This window comes from Pseudomonas sp. M1 (assembly GCF_022760135.1).
Taxonomy (GTDB): domain Bacteria; phylum Pseudomonadota; class Gammaproteobacteria; order Pseudomonadales; family Pseudomonadaceae; genus Pseudomonas; species Pseudomonas citronellolis.
Genome location: NZ_CP094343.1, coordinates 2,599,487 through 2,611,057 on the forward strand (window position 1 = coordinate 2,599,487; position 11,571 = coordinate 2,611,057).

8 protein-coding genes are annotated in these 11,571 nt (G+C 64.9%); all 8 read right to left on the reverse strand.

Going from position 1 to position 11,571, the window contains the following annotated elements:
- Positions 1 to 470: 470 nt before the first annotated feature.
- A complete protein-coding gene (locus tag PM1_RS11765) occupies positions 471 to 1,823 on the reverse strand; it encodes an acyltransferase family protein (RefSeq protein WP_152604484.1) in 1,353 nt (450 codons plus the stop codon).
- A 68-nt stretch (positions 1,824 to 1,891) separates the two neighbouring features.
- Positions 1,892 to 2,884: a cytochrome-c peroxidase gene (locus tag PM1_RS11770; protein ID WP_009623195.1), complete on the reverse strand. Its 993-nt coding sequence runs from the start codon at positions 2,882 to 2,884 to the stop codon at positions 1,892 to 1,894.
- Between the two features lie 79 nt (positions 2,885 to 2,963).
- Entirely contained in the window at positions 2,964 to 5,792 is a 2,829-nt protein-coding gene (locus PM1_RS11775; RefSeq protein WP_009623194.1) for a secretin and TonB N-terminal domain-containing protein, read from the reverse strand.
- Positions 5,793 to 5,911: 119 nt separating this feature from the next.
- Complete coding sequence (locus tag PM1_RS11780; RefSeq protein ID WP_161788519.1) at positions 5,912 to 6,922, reverse strand: FecR family protein; 1,011 nt, start codon at positions 6,920 to 6,922, stop codon at positions 5,912 to 5,914.
- 31 nt (positions 6,923 to 6,953) lie between these two features.
- Positions 6,954 to 7,469, reverse strand: coding sequence for a sigma-70 family RNA polymerase sigma factor (locus tag PM1_RS11785; protein WP_009623192.1), 516 nt, complete (start codon positions 7,467 to 7,469; stop codon positions 6,954 to 6,956).
- 128 nt (positions 7,470 to 7,597) lie between these two features.
- Positions 7,598 to 8,887, reverse strand: coding sequence for an HD-GYP domain-containing protein (locus PM1_RS11790; protein WP_009623191.1), 1,290 nt, complete (start codon positions 8,885 to 8,887; stop codon positions 7,598 to 7,600).
- A 114-nt stretch (positions 8,888 to 9,001) separates the two neighbouring features.
- Positions 9,002 to 10,273: an MFS transporter gene (locus PM1_RS11795; RefSeq protein ID WP_009623190.1), complete on the reverse strand. Its 1,272-nt coding sequence runs from the start codon at positions 10,271 to 10,273 to the stop codon at positions 9,002 to 9,004.
- Between the two features lie 100 nt (positions 10,274 to 10,373).
- Positions 10,374 to 11,528 (reverse strand): acyl-CoA dehydrogenase family protein, encoded by a 1,155-nt coding sequence (locus PM1_RS11800; protein ID WP_009623187.1) that lies wholly within the window; start codon positions 11,526 to 11,528, stop codon positions 10,374 to 10,376.
- Between the last annotated feature and the right edge of the window lie 43 nt (positions 11,529 to 11,571).

The following is an 11,571-nucleotide window of genomic DNA, read 5'->3' on the forward strand; positions in this document are numbered from 1 at the left end:
TGCCTGGTCAGTTTGAACTGCTGGAGCAAGCCGAGTGGGCTATGACCTCTGCGGCCTAGTGGTGGCCGAGCCATAGGCTCAATGACCTGGTCGATGCTGGCAAATTCGAGCAGATCGTCCGGCAGCCTCAACAGGCAGGCTGATCGCTTGGTGCCGTGGGAGAAGACAACGGTGGTGCTGGTATGGGGACCTAGATATGGAAGGCCGGCGCTGGTTTGCTCGCAGTCATACTGGCGCCGCCGTCGGCAGTGCTGCGGTGACCAACTGCACGACCACCTGCGACAGCCTGCAATCTTCGGTCAATCAGCAGAACAGGCGCTGGTAGATCTACAGCGGCTGGCTTCCTCGGTCGACTCGCTGTTACTGGGATCGGTGATCGATGTGCAGATATGCGCGTTCAGGGTCGATCGGTAGCGCCGGAAGGGATACGAAGAAAGGCTGGAGGCGGCCGTGACTGCCAGCCAGTAGGATTACGCCTGTGCTGCTGCAGGGCTCATGAGTTTGTTGTGAGCCTTCTTCCCGAAGCGGATGAATGGTTCTTCAACGAGCTTGTAAGTCGCGTAGGAAAGCGGTAGGACCATAAGGATGGTGATTCCGAGACAGGAAAAATAGAACGCTGTATCGTTTTTTATGAACTGACCGATCCACTGATAAATTGGCTTGGAGAGCAATATTACCGTCCCGTGCGATAGGTAAATGGAATAACTGATCTTGCCTAAGAAACTGGTTGCCCTGTTTACGATAACCTTGATCGGGAATAAAGCGATGCCAAGCAGCAATAGTGCATAGGCAAGGCCGTGCCACATATACGGGTTCCCTGCGAAGAGCTTGTCGGTAATTATCCCGTTAGAACGCATGACGAATATCAGTGCGCAGGAGGCTATGAGTACTGAGCCAGCCAGCTTTTTTGGCTGAATTCCTTGGAAGCGTTCGCTGAAGATTATGAAGTAGCAGATGGCCCCGAAAGCAAACACCGGTATGTCTTTTGTGAATAGCCAGAACTTATACTGCCCGACGTCACTTGCAGAGAGCGGCAGATGATCAATGACCACGAGCATGCCAAGGTAGGCAGCGAAAGAGGTAACGATAAAAATTGTCGCATGGGAAAGATTGCGCACGCTGAAATAGATCAGCGGGAATATCGCGTAGAAGAGGACTTCGACGCCGATTGTCCAGCTTGCCATGGCGATTCCGGATTGCTGGCCAGGAATCAGGTTGAAGATCATCAGGAAGTTGTTGGCAATCTCCATTGGGGTATTGTGGATGCCGTGAAGAACTGGGTTTCGGATGCAGGACAGTATCAGCCAGAGATAGAAGAGTGGAACAATCCGGAAGAGTCTGTGCAGATAGAACGAAATGGTTGGGCTGCTTTCTTTCAAACGGGCCGGCATCGTGTAGAGCAACGAGAAACAGCTGATTACGAAGAACAGCATTACTCCGCTTGCGCCTTCAACAGCGAAGCCCTTGAACCAACCTGGAACTGGAACGCTCCCCACGAAAATCAAATGGAAGAGCACAACGTAGACTGCCGCCAATCCCCTCATGGCGTCCAGGTACTCGATTCGGCGCCCTGCAGGCATTCTTGCGTCAGTGGTTCCGTTCATTGCTCTGCGTTCGCCGGATGAATGAACTGTGTATTCTATTAGCGTGCCGGGGATGGTGAAAGCCTTTCGGCTCAACAGCCGAAGCGGCGAGCCGTCGCCCAGTCGCCGGCAAGCCCCGCACTGCGGGGCTTTTGCGTTTCTGGCCGGTTCCGAATGCAGGGGATTATGCTGCCGGATCATTTCCGCATGCTTAACGCCACTTCCGTATCGCAGCGCCACTTGGTTTGTTCGATCACCACACTGGGTGCCCGCGTGGAGGATTGTACATGACGCCTAAGCTTCGTTTCCTACAGCGCCTGGAGAAAGTCCAGTAGGGCCTGCAACTCCTGCGCATTCAGCCGCAACGGTTCGAGCAGCGGCGAAGTCTTCGGGAACAGCGGGTCGTTCTTCTGCTGCGCCGTCGGCAACGGGTGGAACATCCCGGCGTTGTACATGTTGAGGATGCCGCGCAGGTCGCCGAACAGGCCGTTGTGCATCCAGGGCCCGGTGCGCGCGACTTGGCGCAGCGAGGGCGTGCGGAAGGCGCCGACGTCCTCGGCGCGGCCGGTCACCCTGTAGCGGCCGAGATCCTCGTAGCGGCGGCCGTAATAGGTCAGGCCGAGGTTGTGGAAGCGGTCGTCGCTCAAGGCTTCGCCCTGGTGGCAGTTCAGGCAGCGGGCCTTGCCGCGGAACAGGTGCAGGCCGTGCAGCTGGGTATCGCTCAGGGCCTTGCTGTCGCCCAGCAGGAAGTGGTCGAGGGCGTTGCGCCGGGGCGCGAGGCTGCGCTGGTAGGTGGCCAGTGCCCGGCCCAGTTGAGCCGCGTCGATCGGTGTGTGGCCGAAGGCCTCGGCGAAGACCCGTGGATAGTCGCGGTGCGTGCGCAGGCGCTGGAGCAGCGGGTCGAGGGCGAAGGCCATCTCGGTGGGATCGACGATGGGCATCAGCGCCTGCTGCTCCAGGCTGCCGGCGCGGCCGTCCCAGAACAGGTTGGTGAAGTGGCTGGCCATGGCTACGCTGGGGGCGTTGCGGGTTCCGGCCTGGCGGTCGTGGCCGAAGGACACGCGGCGGCCGTCGGCGAAGGCCAGGTCCGGCTCGTGGCAGGAGGCGCAGGCGATCTGTCCGGAGCGCGACAGCAGCGGCTCGAAGAACAGCTGCCGGCCCAGTTCGACCTGGCGCTCGTCCAGCGCCGGGGGCGCGGACAGCGGCGCCAGTTCGCGCCAGGCCAGCCCCGGGCTGATGTCCGGGGCCGGCCAATTCGCCGAAGGCTGGCTGTAGACCTGGCGCAGGCAGGCGTAGTCCACCGGCTGCGCGTCCAGGCGCGTTGCGCAGTCGTCGGCCCGGGCCAGCCCGGCCAGCAGCAGCCCGGCGGCCAGCAGCGTCCTAGAAGCGATAACCCACCTCCACCCAGAACTGCCGGCCGACCTCGTAGGTGGGGACGCCGCTGCTGTTCACGCTGCTGACGGAAACCCTGTCGAGCACGTTGAACACGTCGAGGTTGACGAACAGCGCCTGGTCCTTGGCGGTGGGCTGCTCCCAGGCCAGGCGCAGGTCCCAGGTGAGGGCGGCGGACTGGTCTTCTTCCTCCCACACTTCCACCGGCGTGCCCTGGTAGTCCACCTCCTTGCCGGTATCGAGAATCTGCCGGTAGCCGGCGCGGTAGCGCAGGAAGTTGCTCCAGGTGAGGTTGGCCCGGGGGATTTCGGTGATGGTGGTCAGGCGCGCGGTCCAGGGCCGGTTGAAGTTGTCCGCCGGGCGTTCGGAGTAGCGCATGAACTTGCCGTCGTACTGGATGATCGGGTCGGCGAGGTCGGTTTCGCTGACGGCGGTGGCGTAGTCGACGTTGGAGCTGGTCACGTCGGTCCAGTCCAGGGCCAGTTGCAGCAGGCTGCTGGTGCCGGCGAGCTCGAAGCGGCGCTGCGGGGTGACGGTCAGGCTGAGGATGTCGCTCTCGCTGCTGCCGCCGTTGGTGTAGGTGTAGTAGCTGGTGCTCAGGTCGTCGCTGGCCGGCTGCCCGAGGTAGCGGCCCTGGGTGCGGATGATCTGGTCGTGGCCGTCGCGGTGCACGTACTTCAGCGCGAACTCGGTGCTCCAGAGCATCTGGCTGATGCCCAGGGTCCACTCGTCGTCGTAGGGGATGTCCAGTTGGTTGAAGCGCGTGTTGTTCAGGGTGCGCACCGGCGAGCCCCAGTCGGCGCCGCCGCTGGCCCGAGTCAGCTTGTACTGCAGGGCGCTGCGGCCGTCGTACAGGCGATAGGCGAACATGTTGCGCCCGTAGTAGCGGTTGGCGCCGCCGGTGAAGCGCGTGCGGCCATCGCCGAACAGGTCGTATTCGGCGGCGAAGCGCGGGGCCAGGGTCTTCTTGTCCATGTAGTCGTCGCCATCCAGGCGCAGGCCGGGGCGCAGGGTGAGGCGGCCGATGGCGATCTCGTCCTGGGCGTAGAGCGCCCAGGCAGTGGTGTCGAACTCGATCTTGCCGGCCTCGTAGACGTTCAGCTGAGTGAAGGCCTGGCCCTTGCCGGCGAAGTAGGGCGTCGGGCTCAGCGAGCACCAGTCGCTTTCGCTGCAGGTGCTGGTGGCCTTGAGCAGCGAGCCGTACCGGAACTCCTCCAGGCGGTCGTAGTAGGCGTTCTGCCGGGTCAGCTCCAGGCCGGTCTGCACCTTGTGCTGGCTGCCCAGCACCTGCCAGGGATGCCAGTCGGCGTTGAGCTTGTAGCTCCAGGTGGTCTGGCGCTGCTCGATGTCGCCGTAGTTGCCCTCGGAGCTGAGCACCGTGGCGCTGCTGGCGCCGGGGGCGCCCCAGTTCTTCTCCGGCGACCAGCGCCAGCCCTTGAAGTAGTCCTTCTCGCTGTCGCGGGAGTTGTCCATGCGCGACCAGGCGATGGTCTGGGTGACCTCGGCCAGGGAGGCGTCCCAGATCGCCCGCAGGTTGGCCTGGTAGCCGCCGGACTTGATGTCCAGCATGGAGTCGCGTCCGTTGACGATGAAGTAGCGGTTGTCCTGCGGGGCATAGGTCAGCGCCCCCTCGAAGCTCAGGTCCTCGCGGGCTTGCCAGACGCCCTTGAGGTAGTAGTTGTCGATGCGCCGGGTCTGGTCCTTGTCCATGCCCTCGGCCGGGGCATCGTAGGTGTTCGCGTTGTAGCCCTTCAGTGGAATGGTGGAACGCTTGGAGGAATAGTTGAGCAGCAGCCCGAAGTCGTCGGTCACGTGGCCTTCGAGGGTGCTGCGCAGCACCAGCTTGTCGAACTCTGGCTGGTTGGCGTAGCTGGTGGAGTCCTCGAAGTTCTGCTGGTCGCGTTCGTCGATGTGGTAGCGCGTCCACTGCGAACGGCTCACCTGCGCAGAAACCTTGCCGTGCAGCTCGCGGCTCGGCTGCCGCGTGTTGGCCTCGATCACCCCGCCATTGAAGCCGCCATAGGAGGCCGGGACGTTGCTGTCGAGCACCTTGACCTCGTCCAGCAGGTCGGTGTCCAGGGCCAGGCCCTGGCTGCGCCCGGGCACGTCGGTCATGGAGACGGCGCTGCTGGCGTCCGCTGCCGGGTCGAGGTCGTTGTTCATACCCACGCCGTCGACCAGGAACAGGTTCTGCCAGTACTTGGCGCCGTTGATGCTGACGTTGGCCGGGTCGATCTCCCCGGGCGTCTTGCTGCTGAGCTGGGCGTCGTCGAACTGTACGTTGGGGTTCATCTTCAGCAGGCTGGTGATGTCGCCGTTGCCGGCCGGCATGCGCTCGATGATCTCGCGGTCGAAGTCCATCTCGCCCTGGAAGTTCCGGATCCGCGGGGCACGCACCCACATGTCGCCGGCGGAGACGGCGTTGCTCAGGTCGACGCGGAATAGCGAGACCAGGTTGGGCTCGCCGTAGCGCCAGTGCAGGCCGCTGCCCTGCAGCAATCGGTCGAGCGCGTCCCAGGCGCTCATCCGCCCGGCAACCGCCGGGCTGCGCAGGCCTTCCAGCAGCTCGCTGTCGGCGCTGACCTGCAGGCCGCTCTGCTGGCCGAAGATGAGCAGGGCGGAAGCCAGGGATTGTGCGGGAATCTCGAAGTGCCGCTTGTGCTCCAGCGGCGCCTCGTCGTCCTGGGGCGGGGTAGCGGCCCAGGCGGGCAGGGGAGCGAGCGGGGTGAGGCAGAGCAGGCCGATGCCGCCGAGTCGGCGCAGGGGCAGGTAGAAACGGCCGCAGCCGCGGGCTACGGACTTCCCGTTGAGATTCATGGAGCGCTGTCTCCGAAAGGCGCGCGAGGCGCCAGTTGCAGTTGATAACGACTCTCAGTCGTGTTCAGCGCTCAATGACGTAACCTACGGCGATTTTTTCAATCGCCGCATGAAATTTCTTATCTCCTAGGATTTACCGACAGCCACAACGGGCCCCAGCCACCGACTTCGCCACCGAATGGCCGGACCATGGCCTGCAGCGCGCGGCGTGGGTCGCGCAGGTCGTAGATACCGGTGACGCGCTTGCCGGCGAAGGCCTTTTCGTCCACCAGCAGCACCCCCGGGTAATTGCGCCGCAGTTGCGCCAGCAGGTCGGGCAGGGGCGTGTCGTTGGCCAGCAACTGGCCTTGGCGCCAGGCGCCGATCTGTTCGGCGGGAACCTTTTCCTGGCGCGCCTGCCCACCCGGAAGTTCGACCCGCAGCCGGCCACCGGGGCCCAGCTGGCGCGGCGGCAGGTCCAGCGGCGGCTGGACGCGTACCGAGCCGCGCGCCACCGCCACTTCCCAGGCTTTGCCCTCGGCGCGGACGTCGAAGGCGGTGCCGGTCACCGTCACCTCGCCATCGCCGGCCTCGACGCTGAAGGGCCGCGCGGCGTCGTGGGCGACGTCGAAGAAGGCCTCTCCCTGCACCAGGCGGACCTGCCGTCGGTCGCTGCTGAACGCCAGTTCCAGGCGGCTGCCGGCGGCCAGGGAGACCTGGCTGCCGTCGGGCAGGCGCAGCTCGCGGTTGGCGCGGGCGCTGAAGCGGTCGGGATCGTCCGGCTGCAGGGCCCAGGCAAGCACGCCCAGCAGCAGCGAGGCGGCCAGCGCCAGTGGCCAGCGCCTACGCTGTCGAGGCCGTGGAGCCGCAGGCGCGGCCTCGGGCGCTGGCCTCGGCGTCTGCGCGCTTCCGGCAGCCATGCCGCTGAGCTGCCAGGCCCGCCCGACCTGGCGCAGCGCCTGGGCGTGGCGCGGGTCGGCCTCGGCCCAGGCGCGGCAGGCCCGGCGCAGTTCCATCGAATCCGGCGCGTCGCGCAGGCGCATCAGCCAGTCCATGGCCTGCTGCCAGACCGGATCGTCGTCCAGGGGTGTGTCTCGCTCGTCGGTCTCGCTCACGCGGTCCTGCTCATCCATGGGGGCGGAGGGGGACATTGTCGGGCGCTTGCGCCCGCGGCGCCAGGCTTCATTGTCCATCGTCGGTCAGGCTCCGCGCGCAGTGGCCAAGGGCCTGGCGCACCAGGTTGTGGACCATCCCCACGGAAAGCTCCAGCTGGTCGGCGATGGCCTGCAGGGTCAGCCCCTCCAGGCGGTACAGCTCGAAGACGCGCCGCGTGCGCTCGGGCAGTTCGTCGAGCGCGCGGTGCACGCGCTGCAGCTCCTCGCGCTGCAGGGCGATCTGCTCCGGCGAGGGACGCGGGTCGCTGAGGAAGTCGAAGAAGTCGTCGTCCGCCGCCTGCCGTTCCCCATGCAGCGGACGACGCACGAAGTCCAGCGCCAGGTTGCGCACGATGCGGTACAGGTAGGCGCTGGGCTGATGCAGCTGGGCGACGCTCAGTTCGGCGCTGGCGAAGCGCAGCCAGGCTTCCTGGACGACGTCTTCGGCGTGTGCCCTGCAACCGACAATGGGCGTGGCGTAGGTGACCAGCGCGGTACGGTGGGTAAGGAACAACTGCAGCTTGTGTTGGCCTGGGTCTGTCACGGTGCCGGGGAGTCTGAGGTCGCGGGGGAGGAGGCTTAATCGAATATGGGAATCATTATCATCTCAGTAAACGGCGGCAAGCGCCAGATAGGCCGGGGCGCGATCGACAGGCCGGCACCTGGCCTCGGCTAAAGATTCTCGGGAACGAGCAGCCCCTTTCTGCGGTAGTGCTCGATGTCGATGCCGAAGGCGCCGCTGGGGTGGACCAGGTAGAGGTAATAGGGTTTTCCCTGGTCGTCCTTCGGGTTCGTGGCCAGGTCGATGACCCGTTCCCGGCAGGGTTGCTTGTCGGCGTCCAGCACTCTCAGCAGCTTGGGTTTGAGCTTGTTGCCGGGCGGGCAGCCGATGATGATGCCGACTTCGCCATTGCTCAGCTCGGCGATCTCGCCCGGCGGGTAGATGCCGATGAGCTTGACGAAGTGCGCGACCATCTCCTCGTCGAAGTGCGTGCCGGCTGCATCGAATATTATCCGCAGCGCTTCCAGGCTGGAGCGTCCCTTGCTGTAGACCCTGTCGCTGGTGATGGCGTCATAGGCGTCGACTATCGCCACCAGCTTCGCCACTTGTGGGATCTTGTCGTGCCGCAGGCCCCGGGGATAGCCGCTGCCGTCCAGGCGCTCATGGTGGCAGTAGGCGGCATCGACGGCCGCCGGCGGGACGTCGCTGGTGCTCATGAGCAGCTTGCGGCCGCTGTCGGCATGGGTCTGCATGATCAGGTATTCGTCCGCCGACAGCCGGCCGTTCTTGGTGAGTATCGGTAGTGGAACCTTGATCTTCCCGAGGTCGTGGAGCATGCCGTACATGCCGATATCGACCAGCTCCCGTGGCAGCATGTCGAGCCGGCGGCCCAGGGAAATCGCATAGATGGCCGTCCTCAGCGAGTGCTCGGCGGTGTAGTCGTCCTTGTTCCTGATCTGGGTGAGCCAGAGCATTGCCGCGGGGTTGCGCAGGATGCTCTCGACGCACCCTTCGATGGTGCGCTTGACCCCGGGGATGTCCAGCGCCTGGCCGAGACGCACCGCGTCCAGCAGGCCCCGGGCAACCTCCAGCGCTTCGCCCCAGGTCTGCTGCGCCTGCTCTATCTCCTGCCGGAAATCCACCTTGCCAATGAGTGGCACAAGCTCCGCGCGGGTGTCCCCGGGGATGCCGTCGGGCAGGGACCGGGCCTCGACCCAGGCATGCTTGGCTACCTGCCTGATCCGTTCCAGTTCCTTGAGAGTCCTGATCTGGAAGCCACGGAACAGAAACGGGGTGTTCTCCCAGGACTCGTCGAGCTCCAGCACATACATTCCGACGGTCAGTTCACAAACATCGATCCTTACCCTGTCTTTGCCACGCAATCGTTGTTTTTTCTGTGCAGTTTTCTTTACGAATAATGTCAATATGACATCATTTTTATCGGTTTCATTGATCTGCATCAGTGGAATGGTTTTCTTGTTTTCTGTTTATGCGGGGCGCTTCAAGGATTTTTTCTGATTCTTGCGACAAGGGCGGAGCCCGGCACTATTTCGGCGCCGGGCTCCGCTCGTACGTCACTCCGTCTGCGGATCGAACTGCTTGTCGCGGATCAGCAGGGCGGGAATGATGCCGCAGACGAAGTAGGCGGCGCCCATCACCAGGAAGCCCGCGCCGATGGATACCTGGGTGGCCAGGAAGCCGATGGCCGCCGGGGCGATGGCCGCGCCGATGCGGCCGATGTTGTAGGCGCCGCCCACGGCGGTGCCGCGGTAGCGGGCGGCGAAGCTTTCGGTCATGTAGGTGGCGTTGACGCCGTAGGGGATGCCATAGAGGAAGCCGAACACCACCAGCATCCAGAGAATGGCCTCGGGGCTGTGGTAGAGCACGATCACCGGCAGGAACACCGCGGTGCCCAGGGCGCCGAAGGCGAACACCTTGCGCCGGCCCAGCCAGTCCGAGGCGACGCCGGCCAGGACCTTGCCGAGGATCATCGCCGCGTAGGTGCCCACCAGGTAGGCGGTCATGGACTTGAAGTTCATGCCCATCTCGGTTTCCAGGTAGGACGGCAGCCAGTTGTTCACGCCGTAGTAGCCGAACTGCAGGAAGCCCGCGGTCAGCGACCAGAAGATGAACATGCTGCGGGCGCGGCGGTCGCCGAAGATCATGCGGAACGCGCCGGCGGATTTCTTCTCGACGACTTCCTCCTGGCCCAGGGCCTTGCGGCGCTTGCGCTCGGCCTGGGCTTCCACCCAGGCGGCAGGCTCCGGCACCAGGCGGCGCATGGCCACCGCCAGCACCACCGGGATGATGGCGACGTAGAACAGGTAGCGCCAGCCGTAGCTCGGCAGGATCCAGCCGGCCAGCAGGGTGGCGACGATGTAGCCCACCGACCAGCCTGCCTGCAGGGTGCCCAGCACCGTGGTGCGGTACTTGGTGGGCACGTATTCGGCCATCAGGGTGTTGCAGGCGACGTAGAGCGCGCCCAGGCCGAGGGAGGCGACGAAACGCGCCGCGGCGAACTGCCAGTAGCTGTGGGTCAGGCCCAGCGCGGCGGTGCCGACGGAGAACAGCACGATGGTCCAGACCACGGTGCGCACCCGGCCGAAGCGGTCGCACGCCCAGCCGCCGTAGATGCCGCCGATGGCCATGCCGGCCAGGGTGAAGCTGCCCAGGCTGCCGGCCTGGACGTTGCTCAGGCCGAACTCGGCCTTCAGGCTGGTGAGGCTGTAGGACAGCAGCATGAGGTCGGCGCCGTCGATCAGCAGGCCGATGAAGCAGAACAGGAACACGATCACCCAGGTCTTGCTCTGGGTGGTCGCTTGGGAAGTCGAAGCAGTGGTTTCCATGGGCGAACTACCTGTTGTATTTATTCGTGGGCCGGCGCTTGCGGCCCATCGGTAAGCCTGCGGGTCGCCGCCCGGCGGGGCAGGGCGGCGAGGGCGTCGTTCAGTGCGTGGCTTCGCGGATCATGTTGCGGGCGATGACCACCTGCTGAATCTGCGTGGTGCCTTCGTAGATGCGGAACAGCCGCACGTCGCGGTAGAAGCGCTCGATGGCGTACTCGCTGACGTAGCCGGCGCCGCCGTGGATCTGCACGCAGCGGTCGGCGACGCGGCCGCACATCTCGGTGGCGAACATCTTGGCGCAGGAGGCCTCGGTGCTGACGTTGCGGCCCTCGTCGCGCTTGCGCGCGGCGTCCAGCACCATGCAGCGGGCGGCGTAGATTTCCGCCTTGCTGTCGGCGAGCATCGCCTGGATCAACTGGAACTCGGCAATCGGCTTGCCGAACTGCTTGCGCTCCAGGGCGTAGCGCAGGGCGTCGTCGAGCATGCGTTCGGCGGCGCCGACGCTCAGCGCGGCGATGTGCAGGCGGCCCTTGTCGAGCACCTTCATGGCGGTCTTGAAGCCCACGCCCTCGACGCCGCCGATCAGCTGGCTGGCCGGCACGCGCACGTTGTCGAAGATGACGTCGCTGGTGTGCGCGCCCTTCTGGCCCATCTTGTGGTCCGGCTTGCCCAGGGAGATGCCCGGGGTGCCGCGCTCGACGATGAACGCGCTGATGCCGCCGGCGCCCTTGATCTCCGGGTTGGTGCGCGCCATCACGGTGTAGATGCCGGCATGCGGGGCATTGGTGATGAAGCGCTTGGTGCCGTTGAGCACGTAGTGGTCGCCGTCGCGCACCGCGCTGGTCTTCAGCGAGGCGGCGTCGGAGCCGGCGTCCGGCTCGGTCAGGCAGAACGAGCTGAGCAGTTCGCCGCTGGCGAGCCTGGGCAGGTAGTGGCCTTTCTGCTCGGGCGTGCCGTCGATCAGGATGCCGATGGAGCCGATGCCGTTGTTGGTGCCGATGTAGGAGCGGAAGGCGGGGGAGGTGCGCCCGAGTTCGAAGGTGATGTTCACCTCTTCTTCCATGGTCACGCCCAGGCCGCCGAATTCCTCGGGAATGGTCAGGCCGAACAGGCCCATCTCGCGCATCTGCTCGACGATGTCCCGGGGAATGGCGTCGGTTTCCGCGACTTCGTTCTCGCGCGGTATCAGCACCTCGTCGACGAACTGGTGGATGGAATCCAGAAGTATCTGCAGCGTCTCTGCGTCTCGGATCATGTGCTCTCCTCAAGGGCCCGCCGGGCGGGCCTGTCTGGCAGGG

Excerpts from the sequence above, each read along its gene's own strand:
- PM1_RS11780 (WP_161788519.1), bottom strand. The coding sequence starts at position 6,922 with ATGTCCCCCTCCGCCCCCATGGATGAGCAGGACCGCGTGAGCGAGACC.
- PM1_RS11790 (WP_009623191.1), bottom strand. The coding sequence starts at position 8,887 with ATGCAGATCAATGAAACCGATAAAAATGATGTCATATTGACATTATTC.
- PM1_RS11795 (WP_009623190.1), bottom strand. The coding sequence starts at position 10,273 with ATGGAAACCACTGCTTCGACTTCCCAAGCGACCACCCAGAGCAAGACC.
- PM1_RS11800 (WP_009623187.1), bottom strand. The coding sequence starts at position 11,528 with ATGATCCGAGACGCAGAGACGCTGCAGATACTTCTGGATTCCATCCAC.
- PM1_RS11775 (WP_009623194.1), bottom strand. The coding sequence starts at position 5,792 with ATGAATCTCAACGGGAAGTCCGTAGCCCGCGGCTGCGGCCGTTTCTAC.